General features: G+C 65.5%; 18 protein-coding genes and 1 tRNA gene. 16 read left to right on the forward strand and 3 right to left on the reverse strand.

Annotation, left to right across the window (positions count from 1 at the left end):
• Positions 1-38 precede the first annotated feature (38 nt).
• A complete protein-coding gene (locus tag Azoinq_RS10015) occupies positions 39-1,028 on the reverse strand; it encodes an HlyD family secretion protein (protein ID WP_216129484.1) in 990 nt (329 codons plus the stop codon).
• Positions 1,029-1,507: 479 nt separating this feature from the next.
• Here Azoinq_RS10015 and Azoinq_RS10020 point away from each other — a divergent pair, with 479 nt between their 5' ends.
• From Azoinq_RS10020 to grxD, 14 genes are all read left to right on the forward strand, one after another.
• The gene (locus Azoinq_RS10020) at positions 1,508-2,191 is read left to right on the forward strand and encodes a response regulator transcription factor (protein WP_216129482.1); all 684 of its coding nucleotides are present in this window, start codon (positions 1,508-1,510) and stop codon (positions 2,189-2,191) included.
• On the forward strand, positions 2,181-3,620 hold the full coding sequence (locus Azoinq_RS10025; RefSeq protein WP_232368454.1) for a sensor histidine kinase: 1,440 nt from the start codon (positions 2,181-2,183) through the stop codon (positions 3,618-3,620). The genes Azoinq_RS10020 and Azoinq_RS10025 overlap by 11 nt, the downstream gene beginning before the upstream one ends.
• Before the next feature lie 2 nt (positions 3,621-3,622).
• The gene (locus Azoinq_RS15120; RefSeq protein WP_269751294.1) at positions 3,623-3,751 is read left to right on the forward strand and encodes a hypothetical protein; all 129 of its coding nucleotides are present in this window, start codon (positions 3,623-3,625) and stop codon (positions 3,749-3,751) included.
• A gap of 239 nt (positions 3,752-3,990) precedes the next feature.
• Positions 3,991-4,066 (forward strand) — tRNA-Phe (locus Azoinq_RS10030).
• A gap of 96 nt (positions 4,067-4,162) precedes the next feature.
• Positions 4,163-5,197 (forward strand): cytochrome-c peroxidase, encoded by a 1,035-nt coding sequence (locus Azoinq_RS10035; protein ID WP_216129480.1) that lies wholly within the window; start codon positions 4,163-4,165, stop codon positions 5,195-5,197.
• On the forward strand, positions 5,194-8,136 hold the full coding sequence (locus tag Azoinq_RS10040) for an EAL domain-containing protein (RefSeq protein ID WP_216129478.1): 2,943 nt from the start codon (positions 5,194-5,196) through the stop codon (positions 8,134-8,136). Before Azoinq_RS10035 ends, Azoinq_RS10040 begins: the two co-directional genes overlap by 4 nt.
• 171 nt (positions 8,137-8,307) lie before the next feature.
• Positions 8,308-9,333 carry a sulfate ABC transporter substrate-binding protein gene (locus Azoinq_RS10045; protein WP_216129476.1) on the forward strand — a complete coding sequence of 342 codons (1,026 nt, stop codon included), beginning with the start codon at positions 8,308-8,310 and terminating at the stop codon, positions 9,331-9,333.
• 95 nt (positions 9,334-9,428) lie between these two features.
• Positions 9,429-10,298, forward strand: a complete 870-nt coding sequence (gene cysT, locus Azoinq_RS10050; RefSeq protein ID WP_216129474.1) for a sulfate ABC transporter permease subunit CysT — start codon at positions 9,429-9,431, stop codon at positions 10,296-10,298.
• The gene (cysW, locus tag Azoinq_RS10055; protein ID WP_216129472.1) at positions 10,295-11,164 is read left to right on the forward strand and encodes a sulfate ABC transporter permease subunit CysW; all 870 of its coding nucleotides are present in this window, start codon (positions 10,295-10,297) and stop codon (positions 11,162-11,164) included. The genes cysT and cysW overlap by 4 nt, the downstream gene beginning before the upstream one ends.
• An 85-nt stretch (positions 11,165-11,249) precedes the next feature.
• Entirely contained in the window at positions 11,250-12,329 is a 1,080-nt protein-coding gene (locus Azoinq_RS10060; RefSeq protein WP_216129470.1) for a sulfate/molybdate ABC transporter ATP-binding protein, read from the forward strand.
• A gap of 202 nt (positions 12,330-12,531) precedes the next feature.
• Complete coding sequence (gene hemA, locus Azoinq_RS10065) at positions 12,532-13,800, forward strand: glutamyl-tRNA reductase (protein ID WP_216129468.1); 1,269 nt, start codon at positions 12,532-12,534, stop codon at positions 13,798-13,800.
• Between the two features lie 82 nt (positions 13,801-13,882).
• Positions 13,883-14,965, forward strand: a complete 1,083-nt coding sequence (gene prfA, locus Azoinq_RS10070) for a peptide chain release factor 1 (RefSeq protein WP_216129467.1) — start codon at positions 13,883-13,885, stop codon at positions 14,963-14,965.
• 96 nt (positions 14,966-15,061) lie between these two features.
• Positions 15,062-15,934, forward strand: coding sequence for a peptide chain release factor N(5)-glutamine methyltransferase (gene prmC / locus Azoinq_RS10075; RefSeq protein ID WP_216129465.1), 873 nt, complete (start codon positions 15,062-15,064; stop codon positions 15,932-15,934).
• Positions 15,935-15,984: 50 nt separating this feature from the next.
• Positions 15,985-16,311: a Grx4 family monothiol glutaredoxin gene (gene grxD / locus Azoinq_RS10080; RefSeq protein WP_269751295.1), complete on the forward strand. Its 327-nt coding sequence runs from the start codon at positions 15,985-15,987 to the stop codon at positions 16,309-16,311.
• Between the two features lie 413 nt (positions 16,312-16,724).
• On the opposite strand, the gene Azoinq_RS10085 is transcribed toward grxD, so the two are convergent.
• Together Azoinq_RS10085 and Azoinq_RS10090 are read right to left on the reverse strand one after the other, a co-directional pair.
• Positions 16,725-17,150, reverse strand: a complete 426-nt coding sequence (locus tag Azoinq_RS10085) for a hypothetical protein (protein WP_216129461.1) — start codon at positions 17,148-17,150, stop codon at positions 16,725-16,727.
• 540 nt (positions 17,151-17,690) lie between these two features.
• Positions 17,691-18,056 carry a carboxymuconolactone decarboxylase family protein gene (locus Azoinq_RS10090; protein ID WP_216129459.1) on the reverse strand — a complete coding sequence of 122 codons (366 nt, stop codon included), beginning with the start codon at positions 18,054-18,056 and terminating at the stop codon, positions 17,691-17,693.
• A gap of 138 nt (positions 18,057-18,194) precedes the next feature.
• Between Azoinq_RS10090 and Azoinq_RS10095 the strand changes: the two genes are divergently transcribed.
• Both Azoinq_RS10095 and Azoinq_RS10100 read left to right on the forward strand, forming a co-directional pair.
• Positions 18,195-18,710: a hypothetical protein gene (locus tag Azoinq_RS10095; protein ID WP_216129458.1), complete on the forward strand. Its 516-nt coding sequence runs from the start codon at positions 18,195-18,197 to the stop codon at positions 18,708-18,710.
• A gap of 178 nt (positions 18,711-18,888) precedes the next feature.
• Complete coding sequence (locus Azoinq_RS10100) at positions 18,889-20,346, forward strand: ammonium transporter (RefSeq protein ID WP_216129456.1); 1,458 nt, start codon at positions 18,889-18,891, stop codon at positions 20,344-20,346.
• Positions 20,347-20,391: the final 45 nt, after the last annotated feature.

Here is a 20,391-nt window from a genome sequence, read left to right on the forward strand (position 1 = left end):
TCCCGGTGGGTGTCAGGGGGAGGGACGGGGGCCACCGCTTACTTCACTTGCAGAAAGGCGGGCCAGGCCGCCGGGGCAGCCCCTTGTCCCGGGACTTCCAGACGCACATAGGCCACCCCCGGACTGCCCGGATTGATGAGCTTGGGGTGGGCGACTAGCCATTCCGGGGGAATGCGCACCTTGATGCGGAACATGAGCTTTTCCCGCTCCGTATGGGTTTCCACCGCCTTGGGGGTGAATTGGGATTGGGGGGAGACGAAGGTGACCCGGGCCGGGATGGGCTGGTTGGGCAGGGCGTCCAGCACGATGCGGGCCTCCGCCCCCAGGCTCACCTGCCCGGCCTTGTCCGTGGGCAGGTAGAAGGTCATGTACACATCCGACAGGTCCAGCAGGGTGAGTACCTTGCCTCCCGCCCCCAGCACTTCCCCGGGTTCCGCCAGACGGTAGAGCACCCGGCCGTTGCGGGGCGCCTTGATGTCCGTATCGTTCACCGTCACCTGGACGCTGGCGCTCTTGGCCCGGGCTGCCTCCGCCGCGTGGGTGGCCTCATCCACCCGGGCCTGGGCCGCTTCCAGACTGGCCTGGGCGGTCTGCACCTTGGTCCGGTCCTGATCCAGCTTGTCCCGGGTGATGAAGCCCCGCTGCACCAGACTTTCCGAGCGGGCCAGGGTGGCCCGGGCCAGTTCCAGCTGGCTGGCGGCGCTACGCACGTTTTCCCGGGCTTCCCCGATGCTCACATGGGCCTGGGAGGCCTGGGCTTGGGCGCTGCGCAGCTGGGCCCGGGGATCGTCCGCGTCCAGCCGGGCCAGCACCTGGTCCGCTTTCACCTGATCCCCTTCCCAGGCATTGACCTCTCTTAAGCGGCCCGCCAGCTTGGTGGCCACATCCACCTCCGTGGCTTCCAGCCGACCGTTGCCCGAGGCCAGCCAGGGGGGCAGGGGCGTGGGTTGCAGGTAATGCCAGAGCAGCCAGCCGCCACCGGCCAGGACTGCGACCAGGGCCAGGGTGCGGAAATTACGTCCGTTCATGGAATGTTCTCCTTGGGGCCTGCCGTCCCGGGCCGGGCCCGGGCAGGGAATTTCCCCCATTATAGGACCGGATTCATTCAAATGAATGAATCCGGGGATGGGCCCAGGGCGCCCTGGCCGGGTTTATTCCAAGGGGATGTGTGCGGTGCAGCAAGGCGGGGCGGGGGATTTTGTTACACTGGCAGACGCGGATCGGTCCTGAAGTCTGGGCCCGGGGCGGTTCCCAGTGCAGGGGGCGACCGGGAGCGGTGTTGGCCTTCCGCCCCTATAAGAAAAGTGGCGAGGAGCGGTCCGGTGCAGGAAACGGTCCGCTCCCCGAGTCCCGGTTGCCCGGGAACTCCTAAGACCATAAAAGGAGAACAGCAGGTTCAGGCTACGGGCCCGGCCTTACATAAAACTTACGCAAAATCCGGCTACCGTCAGGCTCCCGAAAGGCCGATGGAATACGCCGGAGGACGTGGGACGGAGGAGCAAGCACCATGCGCATTTTGATTGCGGAAGACGATCGGATCATTGCCGATGGCCTATCCCGCTCCCTGCGCCAGGGAGGGTACGCGGTGGATTGTGCGTACACCGGCTCGGACGCGGATACGGCCCTGATGGCCAACAGTTACGACCTGCTCATTCTCGATCTGGGCCTGCCCCGGCTGCCCGGGCTGGAGGTTCTGAAACGCCTGCGGGCCCGGAATGCCACCCTGCCGGTGTTGATCCTGACCGCCATGGACGGCACCGGGGACCGGGTCAAGGGCCTGGACCTGGGGGCGGACGACTACATGACCAAGCCCTTTGAGCTGCCCGAGCTGGAAGCCCGGGTGCGGGCCTTGACCCGTCGTTCCTCCGGCACCGCGCCGGTAATCGTCTGCGGCGCCCTGAGTTACGATCAGGTGGGCCGGGTGGCCCATCTGGCGGGTCAGCCCCTGGAATTATCGGCCCGGGAAATCGGCCTGCTGGAAATTCTCCTTTCCCGGGCCGGCCGCCTGGTCTCCAAGGACCAGCTGGTGGATCACCTGTGCGGCTGGGGCGAGGAGGTGAGCCACAACGCCATTGAGGTGTATATCCACCGCCTGCGCAAAAAACTGGAACCGGGCGGGGTGCGCATCGCCACCGTGCGCGGTCTGGGCTACTGCCTTGAAAAGCCCCAAGCCGAGCGGGTTGCCTCCTAGGCCGGGGGCGGAGGGTCAGCGCTCCCTGTTCGGGGAAATCCTGGACTGGATGCTGGCGCCCCTGCTCTTCGTCTGGCCTATCAGCATTGCCATCACCCACTATTTCGCCAATGTGGTGGCGGCCTATCCCTACGACCAGGCCCTGCGGGAAAACGTCACGGCCATCGCCCGGCAGATACGCTTCGTTAATGGCAAACCGGTGGTGAAGGTGGCCGGCTCCGCCCGGGCCCTGCTGCGGGCGGACGAAATCGACAATGTGTATTTCCACGTCCTGGGCCCGGAAAGCAAGCTCCTGGCCGGGGATAAGGAATTGCCCACCCCCGCCCAGGTGACGCCGGAAGCCCGGGGGGGAGACGATATCGCCTTTAGGGACGATGAGCTGAACGGGGAAGATCTGCGGGTGGCCTACCAGTATCTGTCGGAAGGGGGACGGGCCGATGCGCCCTGGCTGCTGGTGGAGGTGGGGGAAACCCGGGAAAAGCGTTCCCAGCTGGCCAACAAAATTATCGCCAGCGTCATCTTGCCCCAGTTCGTCATCATTCCCCTAGCGGTGATCCTGGTGTGGTTCGGCCTGTCCCAGGGCTTGAAGCCCCTCACCAAGCTGCGGGAACGGATTGAAGCCCGGCGCCAGGGGGATCTTTCCCCCATCAGCCTGCGCCGGGTGCCGGAGGAACTCCAACCCCTGGTGGGGGCCTTCAACGCCATGCTGGAACGGATGCGCCGTAATCTGGACGTCCAGACCCGGTTCATCGCCGATGCGGCCCACCAGATGCGTACCCCCCTCACGGGCTTGAAAACCCAGGCCCAGCTGGCCATGCGGGAAAGCGATCCGGAGGCCCTGCGCCACGCCCTGGTGCAGATTGCGGGGGCGGTGGATCGGGCCTCCCACCTGGTCAATCAGCTCCTCACCCTGGCCCGGGCCGAAGGGGGCGGCGGCGCCCAGGCCCTGGTATCCCTGGAACTGGAGCCCCTGCTCCAGGAAATTGTGGGGGACTGGGTGATGCGGGCGCTGGACAAGGAAATCGACCTGGGCTTCGAGCCCGCCCCGGGCAGCACCCGCATTGAGGGCAATGCCTTCCTCCTGCGGGAGCTGATCAACAACCTGATCGACAACGCCCTGCGTTATACCCAGTCGGGGGGGCGGGTGACCTGCCGGGTGGTGCCCGAAGGGGAACGGGTGGCCCTGGAGGTGGAAGACAGCGGTATCGGTATTCGGGAAGATCAGGCCGAACTGGTCTTTGAACGCTTTTACCGGGTAGATGATGCGGGCCCTCCGGGGTCTGGTCTGGGCCTGGCCATTGTCCGGGAAATCGCCGAAATCCACGGCGGCCACGCCAGCCTGGGCCCCAACCCCCAAGAACGGGGCGCCCTGGCCCGGGTAGTATTCCCTAGGGCAGCCGAGACTGAGCCGGGGGAAGGGGAGGCCTAGGCGTGGTCGGTGTCCTGTCGCTTGCCGACGAAACGGTTGCAGCTTCCGGCTATATTGCTGCCGGCAACGGCAACGGCAACGGCAACGGCAACGGCAACGGCAACGGCAACGGCAACCGCGACGGGCGGTAGGTGGTATAGAGCGTAGATGACGTCCGACCCTGTTCGTTCCTGTTGCCTCTGACCGGAAGGATAAGCTCAAGGGGACGTCGAGACTGGGGGGAGAGCCGCCCCCTTTCTGGACCACCGCTTAGGCCAAAGCCGGGAAAGAAAATCCTCTCCCCCGCGCCTCTCTGTTCACCAAGCCTCCCCGAGCATCAAAATTCCCTTTGACGAAGGCCGGGGGCGTGGCTATAATGCGCGCTCTTCAAGGCCAAGTAGCTCAGTCGGTAGAGCAGAGGACTGAAAATCCTTGTGTCGGTGGTTCGATTCCGCCCTTGGCCACCAGAATTAAAAAAGGGGACAAGCTTGCTTGTCCCCTTTTTGCGTTGGTCGTGCCGACACGGTAGCATGGCCCTATTATTTCTAACGACTGGGTAAGGGATGGCTGCCCGGCTGCCGAATTTGCGGGTGTTCGGGGTACTCTGCCTGCTCCTTTTGGGGGTGGTGGGGGTGATCGCCTATCCCCGGCTGTTTGCCCGGGGGGAGGGGGCGGAGGTGGCTTTTGCGTCTTCCCCCTTGGCGGCGGTGCGGCGGGGCGGGGAGCCGGTCCAGCCTCTTCCCACGGTCGAAAGCCTGCATCTGGATGGGGCCAAGGTGGCCTTGGGCAAGCGCCTCTTTTTTGATCCCCGTCTATCCCGGGATGACACCCTTTCCTGCGCCTCCTGTCATGACCTCGCCCGGGGCGGGGTGGATCAGGCACCGGTTTCCCGGGGCGTGGGGGGCGCCCTGGGGAGCATCAATGCGCCCACCGTCCTCAATGCCGGATTCAATTTCCGCCAATTCTGGGATGGCCGGGCCGCGACCCTGGAGGAACAGGCGGGCGGGCCGGTGGAAAATCCTGTGGAAATGGGCTCCTCCTGGGCCCAGGTGATGGGCAAATTGCAAGCCGATCCTGAATTGAAGGGAGCCTTCCAGCAGGTCTTCGGCGGGCCTCCCTCCCCGGAGCGGGTGAAACAGGCTCTGGCGGAATACGAGCGTTCCCTGGTGACCCCTTCCCGTTTTGATCGCTGGCTGGGAGGAGACAAAGGGGCCCTGAGCGAGGATGAGGCCGCGGGCTATCGCCTCTTCAAGCACCACGGCTGTATCGCCTGCCACCAGGGGGTGAATCTGGGGGGCGGCTCCTACCAGCGTTTCGGTATCATGGACGACTATTTCGCCCACAAGAAAAAACTCACCAAAGCCGATTACGGTCGCTTCAACGTGACCGGCAAGGCGGAGGACCGGTTTGTCTTCAAAGTGCCCACCCTGCGCAACGTAGCCCTGACCCCCCCCTATTTCCACGACGCTTCCGCCACTACCCTGGAAGAAGCGGTGGCGGTCATGGGGCGCTACCAGCTGGGCCTGGATCTGCCTCCCCATGATGTGCTGCTGATTACGGCCTTTCTCCGTTCCCTGTCCGGCGAGGTCCCCCAATGAAGTGGGATGGGCGCCTCTGGCGGCGCAAACTGCTCTGGCTCCGCCTCTGGTGCGGCCGTTCCCCCTGGCTCTGGGTGGTGGTCCTGGTGCCCCTGCTGGCGGCCCTCTATTGGCGCAGTACCGGGGTCAGCGTGGCCGACCGTTCCCGGGTGGAAAACACCGTATCCCTGGTGGCAGAAGCGGATGCCCGGCTTAACGAAGATGTGCTCAAGCTGCGCCAGCACCAGCTGCGGGACTACGACCCTCTCAATGAAGGGGCGGCCCGCATAGATCAGCTGCTCGCTCTGCTGGGCCAGGATTTTGCCGCCGAAGGGCGCCAGGAAGCCCTCGCCCCGGTGCTGGAGCTCTGGGCCCGGAAGCGGGAACGGCTGGAAAGCTTTAAGCAGAATTACGCGGTGGTGGATAACGCGGAATCCCATTTCGTGAATCTGGCCGCTGAGCTGTCCGGTCGCCACGGCGGCCCCGCCGGGCTTTCCTCCCCCCTGTTGGCTACGGTGAGCCGGGAGGTGCTGGAATTCCTGGTGCGGGGCACGGCGGACGATGTGCCCGACGTGGCCGTGGATCTGGAACGCCTGGGCCGGGAAGTTCAGGGCTGGCCCGATCCCCTGCGGGTTCAGGGCAAGGCCCTGGTGGGTCATGGCCTGTTGATCCTGAGTAACCGGCTGGAACTGGAGCAGACCCTGGTGGCCCTCACCGCCAGCCCCTTGCCGGAGCGGATGGAAACCGCCTTTCTTGACTATGACCGGCATTTCCGGGAACGTCAGGCGGTAGCGGACGCCTACCGCCTATGTTTGGCCCTCTTTGCCCTGGTGCTGATCGGCCTGGTGACCCAAGCCATGGTGCGCCTGAAGCGTACCGCCGGGGCCCTGGCGGAAAACCGGGATTTCCTGGACAACATTGCCAATAACCTAAGCGAAGGCATTCTGGCCCTGGATCGGGAGGGGCGCCTGGGCTTCCTCAACCGGCCCGCAGAACGCCTGCTGCAGGTGTCGGAAAAAGCCCTGCTGGGGCGCACCCTGGCGGAGCTGCTGGGGGGCGGGGAAAGCCCCCTGTTGCAGGCCGTGGCCGCAGGCCAGCCCTACGCCGGGGAACTGTGGCTGCCCCGCCCGGGCGGCCGCTTCCCCGTGGCCATTCAGGGGGCCCCCTTGCCCCTGGGGGCGGGAGGCTATGTGGCCTCCTTCCGGGATCTTTCCGACCTGAAACAGGCGGAGGCCCGGCTCCATCTGGCCGCCCGGGTGTTCGACAACCTCACAGAATCCATGGTCATCACCGATAGCCGGGGACTGATCCAGTCGGTGAACGGGGCTTTTTCCCGGGTGACGGGTTTCTCCGAAGGGGAGGTGCTGGGCCGTACCCCGGGGGACGCCCTGGGCTCGGGCCGGGTGGAGCGCTCCTTCTACATCCAGATGTGGCGGGCGCTGCTGGAGGAAGGCCGGTGGCAGGGGGAAATCGTCAATCGGCGCAAGAACGGGGAAATCTACCCGGAATGGCTGTCCATTACCGCCGTGCGGGACGAAGGGGGACAGGTGGTCCAGTACATCGGCCTCTTCACCGATATTTCGGACCGCAAGCAGGCCGAGGCCTACATCCACCATCTGGCCTACCACGACACCCTCACCGGCCTGCCCAACCGTCAGCTTTTCCATGACCGGCTCAATACGGCCCTGCGCCAGGCCCACCGCAGCCGGCGCAAGCTGGCCGTGCTGCTCCTGGACCTGGACCGCTTCAAGGGGGTGAATGATTCCCTGGGCCACGAGGTGGGGGACCGGCTGCTCAAGGAAGTGGCCTTCCGCCTCCAGTCCTGCATGCGGGAAGGGGATACCCTGGCCCGTCTGGGGGGGGACGAATTCGCCCTGTTGCTGCCGGAGGTGGCCACCTCCGATGAGGTTTCCCTCCTGGCCAGCCGTCTCCAGGGGGCCTTTGAACAGCCCGTGGCCCTGGAATCCCGGGAACTCTACGTGTCCACCAGTATCGGCATCGCCCTCTATCCGGCGGACGGGGGGGATGGGGAAACCCTGCTCAAGCACGCGGACGTGGCCATGTATTCGGCCAAGGATGCGGGGCGGGCCACCTACCGTTTCTACCTCGCCAGCCGCAACGAGCGCAGCCTGGAACTGCTGGACCTGGAAAACGATCTGCGCCGGGCCCTGGAAGGCCACCAGTTCATGCTCTTCTACCAGCCCCAGGTGGAAACGGCCAATGGCCGCATGGGGGGGGTGGAATCCCTGATCCGCTGGAATCACCCGGACAAGGGCCTGGTCATGCCGGACCGCTTTATCGCCCTGGCGGAAAACGGCGGCATGATCGACGCCGTGGGCCACTGGTGCCTGGTCACCGCCTGCCGCCAGCTCAAGCAGTGGCAGGCCGAGGGGGTGCCCGTGCCCCGGGTGGCGGTGAATGTGTCGGCCCGTCAGCTGCGTCGCCAGGGCTTTGCGGACGAGGTGTTCCGGGTGCTGGACGAGACCGGCCTGGACCCCCGCTGTCTGGAACTGGAATTGACGGAAACCATGCTGGCGGAAGATCCGGAAGGCATTTTCGCCACCTTCACCACCCTGCGGGCGGCGGGCATCCGCATCGCCCTGGATGACTTCGGCACCGGCTATTCTTCCCTCTCCTACCTGTCCCGCTATCCGGTGGATGTGGTGAAAATCGACCGCAGCTTCGTGATCCGCATTGCGGAGGACGAGGAAGCCCAGTCCGTGGCCCGGGCCATTATTCTCCTGGCCCACGGCCTGAATATGCGCACCGTGGCGGAGGGGGTGGAAACCCCGGAACAGCTGGATGAACTGACGGCCCTGGGCTGCGATGAAATCCAGGGCTTCTATTTCAGTAAGCCCCTGCCGCCCCAGGATATCCGCCAGCTGCGGGGGGAATGGAAACTGCGCCGTCCCGAAGCGGTGCCCGCCGCCGGGAGTGGCAGCGCTCCGGACGTTGCCTGAGCCGGGCGGGATTTCCGACGTAGGGTTTTGCCCTGGCCCCCCCAGGCCTGGGGAAAAAGGCTTGGCATAGTGCTGCGGGTTATTTGCAAATAGCGAAACAAGCTTTGTTGTTCTAAAGACCTCCGCTACAGTGGCCAGCCATAAGACCTATTACTGAAGTCAGGAGCAAAAATGTTCACCCCACACCGCTTCCTCTCCCGCGCTTTGTTCGCCCCCCTGCTGGGCCTGGCCCTAGTGGCTGGTGGCGCGGCCCCGGCCGCTGCCGAAACCGTGCTGCTCAACGCTTCCTATGACGTGGCCCGGGATTTCTACAAGGATTTCAATCCCCTGTTTGTGCGCCACTGGCAAAGCAAGACCGGGGAAAAGCTGGAAGTGAAGCAGTCCCACGGGGGCTCCTCCAAGCAGGTGCGGGCCGTGGCGGATGGCCTGGAAGCGGACGTGGTGACCATGAATCAGGCCACGGACGTGGAATTCCTGGCGGACAAGGGACTGGTGGCCCGGGATTGGGCGAAGAAATTCCCCAATAACGCCTCCCCCTACACCTCCACCATGGTGTTCATCGTACGCAAGGGCAATCCCAAGGCCATCCGGGACTGGTCTGATCTGGCCAAGCCTGGGGTCCAGGTCATCGTGCCCCATCCCAAAAACACGGGGAATGGCCGCTACACCTACCTGGCCGCCTGGGGCTATGCCCTGCGCCAGCCCGGGGGCAATGATCGGACCGCCAAGGCCTTTGTCGCCAAGGTGCTGCACAACGCTCCCCTGTTCGCCGCCGGTGGCCGGGATGCCACCACCACCTTCATGCAGCGCCACATGGGGGATGTGCTGGTCACCTTTGAATCCGAGGCCGAGCTGATCGCTAAGGAATTCGGACGGGGCGGGTTCGAGGTGGTCTATCCCAAGCTGTCCATCCTGGCCGAATTCCCGGTGGCGGTGGTGAATAGGGTGGTGGACAAGAAGGGGGACCGGAAGGAAGCCCAGGCCTACCTGGATTACCTGTGGTCCAAGGAAGGACAGGAAAACGCCGCCCAGAACTACCTGCGCCCCCGGGACCCGGCGGTGCTGAAGAAATACGCTGCCCAGTTCCCTCCCATCCGCACCTTTACCGTGGATGAAGTGTTCGGCGGCTGGAGCAAGGCCTTCCACGCCCACTTTGTGGACGGGGGCAGCTTCGACCAGCTCTACCTGCAAAAGTAGGCTCCCTTTTCTCCCGGGCCATTGCTGCCCCCGCCGCGCCGGACCCGTGCCGGGGCGGCGGACGGCCGCCCGGGTTATCGAGAATGCGTTTCCCCATGTCCCGTAAAAAATACAACGTACTGCCCGGTTTCGGGCTGTCCCTGGGCTACACCCTGGTGTATCTCTCGGTGCTGATCCTGATTCCCCTGGGGGCCATGCTGCTCAAGACCTCCCAGCTGGGCCTGGATCAGTTCTGGACCATCGCCACCAGCGAGCGGGCCCTGGCCTCCTATCGGGTCACCTTCGGTGCCGCCGCCATCGGTGCCCTGCTGAACGCCTTTTTCGGCCTTATCGTGGCCTGGGTGCTGGTGCGCTATCCCTTCCCAGGCAAGCGTCTGGTGGATGCCTTTGTGGATCTGCCCTTCGCCCTGCCCACGGCGGTGGCGGGCATTACCCTGGCCACCCTGTATTCCTCCAATGGCTGGATCGGCCAGTACCTGGACCCCCTGGGTATCAAGGTGGCCTATACCCCCCTGGGCATCGTGGTGGCCCTCACCTTTATCGGCCTGCCCTTTGTGGTGCGCACCCTGCAACCGGTAATCGAAGATGTGGAGCCGGAAGTGGAGGAGGCTGCCGCCACCCTGGGGGCGAGCCGCTGGCAGACCTTCCGCCGGGTGATCTTCCCCGCCATCTTTCCCGCCCTCCTGACCGGCACCACCCTGGCCTTTTCCCGGGCCGTGGGGGAATACGGCTCGGTGATTTTCATCGCCGGCAACATGCCCCTGGTGTCGGAAATTACGCCCCTGCTCATCGTTTCCAAGCTGGAACAGTACGACTACCTGGGGGCCACGGCCCTGGCCGTGGTGATGCTGGCCATTTCCTTCGTCATGCTGCTCGCCATTAACCTGCTCCAGTGGTGGGCGGCCAACCGGGGCAAGGGCAATACCTGGGTCTTCAACCGCAGTAAAAAGGAGGCCGGACTATGAGTACCGTCCATCGTGCCAACGGGGAACCCCTCTGGGTGCGCCTGCTGCTCCTGACCGTGGCCCTGGGTTTCCTCGCCCTGTTCCTGGGCCTGCCCCTCCTGGCGGTGTTCATGGAAGCCCTGAAAGGGGGCTGGGAAACCTATTTCGGCTCCCTTCAGGACGAGGACACCCAGGCGGCCATCAAGCTCACCCTGCTGGTGGCCGGGATCGCCATTCCCTTCAATGTGCTGTTCGGCATTGCGGCCAGCTGGGCCATCGCCAAATTCGAGTTCCGGGGCAAGAGCCTGCTCATTACCCTCATCGACCTGCCCTTTGCCATCAGCCCGGTCATTTCCGGCCTGATTTTTGTCATGCTCTTCGGTGCCCAGGGTTATTTCGGCCCCTGGCTGTCGGACCACGACATCAAGCTCATTTTCGCCGTGCCCGGCATCATCCTGGCCACCCTGTTCGTTACCTTCCCCTTCATCGCCCGGGAGCTGATTCCCCTCATGCAGGCCCAGGGCCGGGACGAGGAAGAGGCCGCCGTCTCCCTGGGGGCCTCGGGCTGGCAGATGTTCCGCCGGGTGACCCTGCCCAACATCCGCTGGGGCCTGCTCTACGGGGTGATTCTGTCCAACGCCCGGGCCATGGGGGAATTCGGCGCCGTGTCCGTGGTGTCCGGCCACATCCGGGGGGAAACCAACACCCTGCCCCTCCACGTGGAAATTCTCTACAACGAATACAACGCGGTGGGCGCCTTCGCCGCCGCCTCCGTGCTGGCCCTCCTGGCCCTGGTCACCCTGGTGGCCAAGACCCTGGTGGAATGGCGCATGCGGGCGGAAACGGTGGCCTTGAGCGCCGATCTGCCGCCGGAAAAGGCTTCATGAGGTTTCCCCATGGCCTTTTCCCTTTTCCCCCAATCCGGCCAGGGGCGCTCCGGCGCCTTCCGGGCCTAGTGCCGAGGACTACCTCATGAGTATCGAAGTACGCAATATCGCCAAGCGTTTCGGGGACTTTGTGGCCCTGGACGACATTTCCCTGGATATTCCCACGGGCGAACTGGTGGCCCTGCTGGGCCCCTCCGGCTGCGGCAAAACCACCCTGCTGCGCATTATTGCCGGCATGGAAAAGGCCGACGCCGGTCAGGTGCTGTTCGACGGGGAGGAAACCACCCACCTCCATACCCGGGAGCGCAAGGTGGGCTTCGTCTTCCAGCACTACGCCCTGTTCCGCCATATGACCGTGTTTGAAAACGTGGCCTTCGGCCTGCGGGTCAAGCCCCGCAAGGAACGTCCCGGGGAAGGGGAAATCCGGGAACGGGTGCAGAAGCTCCTGGCCCTGGTCCAGCTGGACTGGCTGGCGGATCGCTATCCGGCCCAGCTTTCCGGCGGTCAGCGCCAGCGTATCGCCCTGGCCCGGGCCCTGGCCGTGGAACCCAAGGTGCTGCTCCTGGACGAGCCCTTCGGCGCTCTGGACACCAAGGTGCGTAAGGAACTGCGCCGCTGGCTGCGCCATCTCCACGACGAAATGCACATTTCCTCCGTCTTCGTTACCCACGACCAGGAAGAAGCCCTGGAAGTGGCGGACAAGGTGGTGGTGATGAACCGGGGCCACATCGAGCAGGTGGGCTCCCCGGACCAGGTTTATTCCAATCCGGCCAGCCCCTTCGTCTACCAGTTCCTGGGCAACGTGAATGTCTTCCATCGGCGCCTCATGGAAGGGGCCGGGGGCGCCTGGGCCGAGGTGGACCGGGATCTGCCGGAAGGGGCGGAGGACGGGGCCGTGGCCTTTGTCCGGCCCCACGACATCGAGGTGGAACTGGCCCCGTCCCCCGGCGCCCTGGAAGCCCAGGTGGCCCATCTCCAGGCCATCGGACCCCTGGTGCGGGTGGAGCTGTCCCTGGAAAGCGAAATCGTGGAAGTGGAACTGACCCGGGAACGGCAGCATCAACTGGACTTGAAACCCCGTCAGCGGGTCTGGCTGAAGCCCCGTCAGGTGAAAGTATTTCCGGCGGAAGAAACGGCGCCGGCCCGGGAGCCTTTCCAGTTCTGAATCCGGGCCCGGCTACCGGGGAGACGGGCGGCCTGCCTGCCTTTCCGGCCCGGGCTAGTGGCGGGGCCCGCCCCTTAAGGATTTTCAGGGGGGGAGAGGAAAGGGAGCGGTTTGGTAGGGCTCCTTGATCTGGGTCAGGAAAAGCCCCACCCGCCCCGGTGTTATAATTTCGCCGCGTTTTTCCTCCCCCCTCAAAGTTTCCATGGCCCTTTTCGCCCTCGGCATCAATCACCACTCCGCGCCCCTGTCCATGCGTGAACAGGTGGCCTTCCATGCGGAGACCCTGCTGGACGCCCTGGGCGATCTGGTGCGGGCCAAGCCGGTGAAGGAAGCGGCCATTCTTTCCACCTGCAACCGGACCGAGCTTTACTGCGCGGCGGAAAACCCGGAAGTGGCCGTGGATTGGCTCTCTGAGTACCACCGGGTGCCCCGTCAGGCGATCCAGCCTTACCTCTACACCCTGCCCCAGGAAGACGCGGTGCGCCACGCCTTCCGGGTGGCGTCCGGCCTGGATTCCATGGTGCTGGGGGAAGCCCAGATCCTGGGGCAGATGAAAAACGCCGTGCGCCTGGCGGAAGAGGCGGGCACCATGGGCATGCTGCTGAACAAGCTGTTCCAGCGGTCCTTTGCCGTGGCCAAGGAAGTGCGCACCACCACCGCCATCGGCGCCAACATCGTCTCCATGGCCGCCGCCGGAGTCCATCTGGCCCAGCGCATTTTCGAATCCCTGGATAAGCAGAAGATTCTCTTCGTCGGCGCCGGGGAAATGATCGAGCTGTGCGCCACCCACTTCGCCGCCCAGAATCCCCAGCAGATCACCATCGCCAACCGCACCCTGGAAAAGGGGGAGGATCTGGCTTCCCGTTTTGCCTCGGAAAAGACCCGCACCTCCGCCATCCGCCTGGATGAGCTGGGGGAACACCTGCCCCTCTACGACATCGTGGTGTCCTGTACCGGCAGCCCCATGCCCCTGATCGGCCTGGGGCTGATGGAGCGGGCGGTGAAACTGCGCCGCCACCGGCCCATCTTCATGGTGGATCTGGCCGTGCCCCGGGACATCGAACCCGAGGTGGGGGATCTGGACGACGTTTTCCTCTACACCGTGGATGATCTGGCCCAGGTGGTGGAGGCGGGGCTGGAATCCCGGCAAGCGGCGGTGGTGGAGGCGGAAGCCATCATTACCCACCAGGTGGGGGATTTTCTCCACTGGCTGGATTCCCGGGAAACCGTGCCCATCATCCGCTCCCTGCGGGATGCGGCGGAACGGGCCCGGCGCCACGAAATGGAACACGCCTTAAAGCTCCTGGCCAAGGGGGAAGACCCGGAAAAGGTGCTGGAAACTTTCTCTCACCGCCTGTCCAACAAATTCCTCCACGCCCCTTCCCTGGCCCTCAACCAGGCGGAAGGGGAACGGCGCCAGCACCTGCAACAGGCGGCCCTGGACCTCTTCCACCTGCGTTCCGACGATTAGCCGGGCGGCCTGCTGGCCGCCCCGGCGCCTTCGCCCGCTCCGGGCTTCGTTTCTTCCCTGAACCCTTTTTTGCCGCCCCGCCATGAAATCCAGTATCCGTGAAAAGCTCGAACACCTCAGCCGTCGTCTGGAGGAGGTGGATGCCTTGCTGGCCAGTCCGGAGGTGGCCCAGGACATGGACCAATTCCGCAAGCTGTCCCGGGAACGGGCCGAGGTGGAGCCGGTGGTGACCCTGTATCAGGACTACCGTCAGGCCGAGGCGGATCTGGCCAGCGCCCAGGACATGCTGGCCGACCCGGAAATGAAGGATCTGGCGGAGGAAGAGGTGGAAGCCGCCAAGGCCCGCCTGCCGGAACTGGAAAACGATCTCCAGAAGCTGCTCCTGCCCAAGGACCCCAACGATGACCGGAGCGTGATCCTGGAAATCCGGGCCGGGACGGGGGGGGATGAGTCCGCCCTCTTTGCCGGGGACCTGTTCCGCATGTACAGCCGCTATGCGGAGCGTCAGCGCTGGCAGGTGGAAATCCTGTCCGCCAGCGAATCCGACCTGGGGGGCTACCGGGAAATTATCGCCCGTCTGGTGGGCCAGGGGGCCTATTCCAAGCTCAAGTTCGAATCCGGCGCCCACCGGGTGCAACGGGTACCCGCCACGGAAACCCAGGGCCGCATCCACACCTCCGCCTGTACCGTGGCCATCATGCCGGAAGCGGACGAGGTGGGAGATGTGGATCTCAATCCGGCGGATCTGCGCATCGACACCTTCCGGGCCTCCGGGGCCGGCGGCCAGCACATTAACAAGACCGATTCGGCGGTGCGGGTCACCCACATTCCCACGGGCATTGTGGCGGAATGTCAGGATGGCCGTTCCCAGCACCAGAACAAGGCCTCCGCCCTGCGGGTGCTGGCTGCCCGGATCAAGGACGTGCAGGTGCGGGAGCAGCAGGCCAAGGAAGCGGCCACCCGGAAGAGCCTGGTGGGCAGCGGCGACCGTTCCGAGCGCATTCGCACCTACAATTTCCCCCAGGGTCGGGTGACGGATCACCGCATTAACCTGACCCTGTACAAGATCGACCAGATCATGGACGGGGACATGGAAGAAATCACCGCCGCCCTGATCGCCGAACACCAGGCGGAGCAGCTGGCGGCCCTGGCGGCGGAGGCCTGACATGGGCCCCGCCCCGGTACCCGGGGCCATGCTTCTGGCCGGGGGCCGTTCTTCCCATCAGGGGCCAGTCTGTTCCTGGTGCCCCGGGGAGCGCCCATGAATTCCGTCCTTACCCCCAGGGCCGATCTCCCCACCCTGGCCCAGGTGGTGTGCCAGGTGAAAGGGCGCATCCCCCGCATGGATGCCCGGCTCCTGCTGCAACACACCCTGGGCATCGACCACGTCCAGTTTCTCACCCACGGAGAGCGGCGCCTGACCCCGGCCCAGCTGGAACAGTTCATGGGCCTGGTGATGCGCCGGGAGCGGGAAGAGCCCCTGGCCTACCTGACCGGGGAGCGGGAGTTTTACGGGCGCAGTTTCCATGTCAGCCCGGCGGTGCTCATTCCCCGGCCGGACACGGAACTCCTGGTCATGCTGGCCCTGGAACATGTCCGCCACCGGCCAGCGCCCCGGATCGCGGACCTGGGCACGGGGAGCGGCGCGGTAGCCGTGACCCTGGCTCTGGAATGCCCCACCGCCCGGGTGACGGCCACGGACCTATCCCCCGATGCACTGGCCGTGGCCCGGGCCAATGGGGAGCGCCTCGGGGCCCGGGTGGATTTCCGCCAGGGGGATTGGCTCACGCCCCTGGCCGGGGAGCGTTTTGACCTTATCGTCTCCAACCCCCCCTACGTAGCCGCCCAGGACCCCCATCTGGCCCAGAACGGCCTGCCCTTTGAGCCGGATCTGGCCCTGACCGATGGGGGGGATGGTCTGGCGTGCCTTCGGACCATTGTGGCGGCGGCCCCCGCCTGTCTGGTGCCCGGGGGCTGGTTGTTTCTGGAACACGGCTATGACCAGGCGGCAGCGGTGCGCGAACTTCTCCGCGCCGCCGGGTTCAAAGACATAGCTTCCCGACGGGACCTGGGCGATATCGAACGGGTCAGCGGCGGCCGCCTGCCCCGGGCAGATGGGGATTTAGCCGACTAAAAGCCCGGCGGAAGCGGAACCCAACTCATATTCGGATGGAGCAAACAAGCGTGGACGTTCAAGCAACGATCAAGGAACAGGTGACGGGCAATCCGGTGGTGCTGTACATGAAGGGCACCCCCCAGTTTCCCCAATGCGGTTTTTCCGCCACCGCCGTGCAGATTCTCAAGGCCTGCGGCGTACCCAAATTTTTCAGCGTCAATGTGCTGATGGAACCGGAAATCCGTCAGGGCATCAAGGACTACGCCAACTGGCCCACCATTCCCCAGCTCTACGTCAATGGGGAGTTTGTGGGGGGCTGCGACATCATGCGGGAAATGTTCCAGTCCGGCGAACTCCAGGCCCTGCTGGCGCCCCAGGGAGAAGCCCAGGCCTGAGGCGTGGGCCGATGTTCCGCCCCACGGCGCCCCAGGGGGCCGGGGCAAGAAAAAAGCCGGGAGCACCTCCCGGCTTTTTTGTGGGCGCGGTTGCTGAAGGCGCAGTACTCTGGCTCGGGCTATCTGTGGGGGTTCGGCCCAAGGCCTGTCTGGGTTTGGGCGTGGTGGCGCTGTGCAGAAGGGGCCGTGGCTCCTACAACGCCCGGCGCTCTCTGGCCGTGCTTTCTGCATGAGTGGGGCTGGGCCTTTTGCTGGGACGGACTAACCCGGCTGCTGTCCCAGGGGCCGCGGGGCTAGCCCCAATCAACCTCCCCGACGGCTCCCCGCCGGAGCCGAGGAGAAGGGATGAGGAGATTGGAAACTGGGGAAGGGGAAACACGGCCTCAGCGAGTGGCTTCCCCATGGTTAGGCCCCTAGTCCGGACTCGGATGGGCCGGGGGCGTCCGTTCCCCGGTGGGGGTGCCGCAGAGGTCCGGGAAAGCTTCTAACAGGGTGGCCCGGGCCTGATTTTCCGGCAGGGGATGGAGTTTGTGCAGGCGCCGGGCCGCTTCGGCGCAACTACTGGGGGTCGGGCCCTGGCGCAGCTTGGCCACCCATTGCCGATGTTCCCACAGGGTGGGGGGCGCCGCCGTGGTACTGCCCTTGGGAATCACCGTGACCACCCGCCGATCCTGTTCCGGAATCACCGGCAGGGGCTCCAGGGCCGGGTTAAAGGGGGCTTGGGCATTGGGGGCCGGAGCGCCTTGCAGGGGCGTGATGCTGCCCGTGGTCACGGCCCGGGGGGCGTGACCGCTGGGGCCCTGATACCACCAGAGGGCGGCGCCGGCGACGGCCAGCACCAAGGCGCCTAGGATAATCCGTAGGGCATAGAGGGGGCTTTGGGCCGGGGAGGGCGGATTGCCCGGGCCGGGAAGGGGGGCCTCCGCCGCTGGGGCGGAGAGACTGGCCTTAGCCAAAGCCGAGGGGCGAGAGTCTGGGCCAGCACCGGGTTCGGCTTCGGGGTGTGGTCGGGTGTTAACCTGCGTTGTCTGGGAAAGGGTCGCCTGGGAAGGTTGGCCTGTCCCTACGGCTGGGGCTACTTCGGGAGCCAGAGCCCCCGGCGCCCCTGGGGCATCTGGATGCGTTTGGTGATTGGTCTCGGAGGCCTCCACCTGGGCGGCGCCGATCGGGCCGCCGCAGCGGGGGCAGCCTTGATCCTCTGGGCTGCACGGATGGCCGCATTGCTGGCAAAACATGGGGACGGTTTCCTTGGGGTTGGGGCTGGCCCCGGCGCCCCGTCCGCAGGGGCCCCGGAACCGGAGCATGACGGGGCCCATTATAGGCGCCGCTGTCCGGCTTGTTGCCCGTCCCGGGGGGACAACAAGCCGCCCCTGATGCCCTTATTCCGCCTTGGGTTTGATCCGGGCGGAGAGCTCTTCGTAGGCCCGCACCGCTTCGGCGGCGTACATCAGGGTGGGGCCGCCCCCCATGTAGGCGCAGACCCCCAGGGTTTCCATGAGCTGTTCCTTGGTTACCCCCAGGCGGATCAGTGCCTTGGTGTGGAAGCCGATGCAGGCGTCACAGCGGCTGGCCACGCCCACGGCCAGGGCGATCAGTTCCTTTTCCAGTTCGCTCAAGGCGCCGCCCTTGAGGGCGCCCTTGGCCATGGCGCCAAAGCCCTGCATGGTGTCGGGGATTTCCTGGCGCAGGGTTTCCAAGGCCTTGGAAACGTCGCTGGTGATGGTGACGAAAGATTTGCTGCCCATGGCATGTCTCCTGTGTATTAACGTTTGCTGATATGCCATAGCTTAGGCCCGGGGTACGGGGCTGTCGGTGACTTTGGTTACACAGCTTTCCCCCGGGGGGACTTCCCAAAGGCTGCCACCGGGGGCATGCTGGCGGCCATGTGGCCCCTTCCCTTTTCCTCCCTCGTCCGCCGTCTTACCGCGGCCTTTCTCTTATGCCTTCTGGCCGCCTGTGCGGCCCAGCCCTTTGTGCCGGGTAAAAGCACCCGGGATGAGGTGCTGCGGGCCTGGGGCGTGCCCGCTATGCGCTGGCCCGAGCCGGACGGCGGCGAGCGCCTGGCCTATCCCATGGGGCCCATGGGCTACGACACCTACATGGTGACCCTGGGGCCGGAGGGTAAGGTGCGCCGGGTGGCTAATGTGCTGGTGGAGGAAGAATTCGCCCAGGTCCGGGCCGGGGAAAGCAAGGAGGACATCCTGCGCCGCTTCGGCCCCCCCTTCTGGGTGGAAACCTATCCCCAGCGCCATGAGCTGGTCTGGGAATGGCGCTACTGCGACGTCTGGACCTATCCGGCCCGTTTTGACGTGCTTTTCGATACCACCACCGGCCTGGTGCGCAGCACCCTGACCCAGCGGGAAGGCTTGGGCTGGCGCCGGGACTTCTGCTCCCGCTGACCCCGGCTCCGGTCCCTCCTTGGGGCGCGGAGGGGAAAGGGAGCACCAAGGCGGGGCGAGCATCTCACGGGATTTCCCCCGGCTAAGCCTGATCCTGCCTGGATTGGGGGAAATACACCCCATTGGCATGGGCCTTGCAGGGCATTCTCCAAGAAAACTACAACAGAGCGGAGAACCCATGACCATCCTGCTGCGCGTCCTGCGTTTGCTGATTTCCCTATGTCTTTTCTGGTCCTACGGCATTGGCCAGGCCATTGCCGCCGAGGGGGCGGTGGTTCAGCCCGTGGCCCCGGCTGCCGTCCAGCAGAAGGAACTGGCCCCGCCTCCGGTGGTGGCGGCGCCGGAGGTGACGCCGGCTCCCGCCGTGGCGGCCCCGGCTACGACCGCCGCCCCAGTTGCCACGGCGCCAGCCCCGATTTCGACCTCTACCCCTAAACCTCATGCGGATGGGGCCAATACGGCCTGGATGCTCACCGCCTCCGTGCTGGTGCTGCTCATGACCCTGCCCGGGGTGGCCCTGTTTTACGGCGGCATGGTGCGCAAGAAGAATGTGCTATCCACCATGACCCAGGTGTTTGCCTGTGCCGCCCTGGTCACCGTGACCTGGATGCTCATGGGCTACAGCCTAGCCCTGCGCCCCGGTACGGGCTGGCTGGGGGGGGCGGACCGGCTCCTGCTCCAGGGCCTGAATCTGGATTCCCTCTCCGGGGTGACGGAAGCCCCGGTGCCCGAGTCGGTGTACTGCATGTTCCAGCTCACCTTCGCCATTATCACCACCGCCCTGGTGGTGGGGGCTTTTGCCGAGCGCATTCGCTTTGCCGCCGTGCTCTGGTTTGCTGCCCTGTGGTCCGTGGTGGTCTATGCCCCCATCGCCCATTGGGTCTGGGAGCCCAACGGTTGGCTGAATAAGCTGGGGGTGCTGGATTACGCCGGGGGCACGGTGGTCCATATCAATACCGGTGTGGCCGGGCTCATGGCCGCCCTGCTCATCGGGCGGCGCCTGGGCTATGGCAGCGAGCCCCTGGTGCCCCATAACCTGGCCTTCGCCATTACGGGGGCGTCCCTGCTCTGGGTGGGCTGGTTCGGCTTCAATGCGGGGTCCGCCGTGGCGGCGGATGGCCGGGCCGGGATGGCCATGCTGGCCACCCAGATCGCCACTGCTGCCGCCGTCTGCGCCTGGATGGTGGTGGAGTGGGTGGTTCGGGGCAAGCCCAGCGCCCTGGGTCTGGTCTCCGGCGCCGTGGCCGGGCTGGTGGCGGTGACCCCCGCTTCCGGTTACGTGGAGCCCAGCGGCGCTTTCCTCATCGGCGTGGCCGGGGGCGTGGCCTGTTACCTGGGAGCCACGGCCCTGAAGCGTATTTTCGGCTATGACGATTCCCTGGACGTGTTCGGCATCCACGGGGTGGGGGGCATGGTGGGGGCGATCCTTACCGGCGTCTTCGCCTCCCCGGCGGTGGGCGGGGTGGCGGGCAGCGTCTGGAAGCAACTGGTGGGGGTGGGGGTTACCGTGGCCTACAGCGCCGTGGCCACCACCCTGGTGCTGGTGGTGGTGAGCCTGCTGGTGGGGCTGCGGGTGGAAGAAGAGGACGAGCAGACCGGCCTGGATATCACCCAGCACGGGGAACGTTTGGAATAAGGGGCATCCGGGCCGGCGGGTGCCGTTGCCCGAATGCCCGGAGGG

This window comes from Azospira inquinata, from assembly GCF_018905915.1.
GTDB classification, from domain to species: domain Bacteria; phylum Pseudomonadota; class Gammaproteobacteria; order Burkholderiales; family Rhodocyclaceae; genus Azospira; species Azospira inquinata.

Bases quoted from the DNA above. Each gene is read 5' to 3' on its own strand.
- Azoinq_RS10015 (WP_216129484.1), bottom strand. From the start codon at position 1,028: ATGAACGGACGTAATTTCCGCACCCTGGCCCTGGTCGCAGTCCTGGCC.
- Azoinq_RS10020 (WP_216129482.1), top strand. From the start codon at position 1,508: ATGCGCATTTTGATTGCGGAAGACGATCGGATCATTGCCGATGGCCTA.
- Azoinq_RS10035 (WP_216129480.1), top strand. From the start codon at position 4,163: ATGGCTGCCCGGCTGCCGAATTTGCGGGTGTTCGGGGTACTCTGCCTG.
- Azoinq_RS10040 (WP_216129478.1), top strand. From the start codon at position 5,194: ATGAAGTGGGATGGGCGCCTCTGGCGGCGCAAACTGCTCTGGCTCCGC.
- Azoinq_RS10045 (WP_216129476.1), top strand. From the start codon at position 8,308: ATGTTCACCCCACACCGCTTCCTCTCCCGCGCTTTGTTCGCCCCCCTG.
- cysT (WP_216129474.1), top strand. From the start codon at position 9,429: ATGTCCCGTAAAAAATACAACGTACTGCCCGGTTTCGGGCTGTCCCTG.
- cysW (WP_216129472.1), top strand. From the start codon at position 10,295: ATGAGTACCGTCCATCGTGCCAACGGGGAACCCCTCTGGGTGCGCCTG.
- Azoinq_RS10060 (WP_216129470.1), top strand. From the start codon at position 11,250: ATGAGTATCGAAGTACGCAATATCGCCAAGCGTTTCGGGGACTTTGTG.
- hemA (WP_216129468.1), top strand. From the start codon at position 12,532: ATGGCCCTTTTCGCCCTCGGCATCAATCACCACTCCGCGCCCCTGTCC.
- prfA (WP_216129467.1), top strand. From the start codon at position 13,883: ATGAAATCCAGTATCCGTGAAAAGCTCGAACACCTCAGCCGTCGTCTG.
- prmC (WP_216129465.1), top strand. From the start codon at position 15,062: ATGAATTCCGTCCTTACCCCCAGGGCCGATCTCCCCACCCTGGCCCAG.
- Azoinq_RS10090 (WP_216129459.1), bottom strand. From the start codon at position 18,056: ATGGGCAGCAAATCTTTCGTCACCATCACCAGCGACGTTTCCAAGGCC.
- Azoinq_RS10095 (WP_216129458.1), top strand. From the start codon at position 18,195: ATGTGGCCCCTTCCCTTTTCCTCCCTCGTCCGCCGTCTTACCGCGGCC.
- Azoinq_RS10100 (WP_216129456.1), top strand. From the start codon at position 18,889: ATGACCATCCTGCTGCGCGTCCTGCGTTTGCTGATTTCCCTATGTCTT.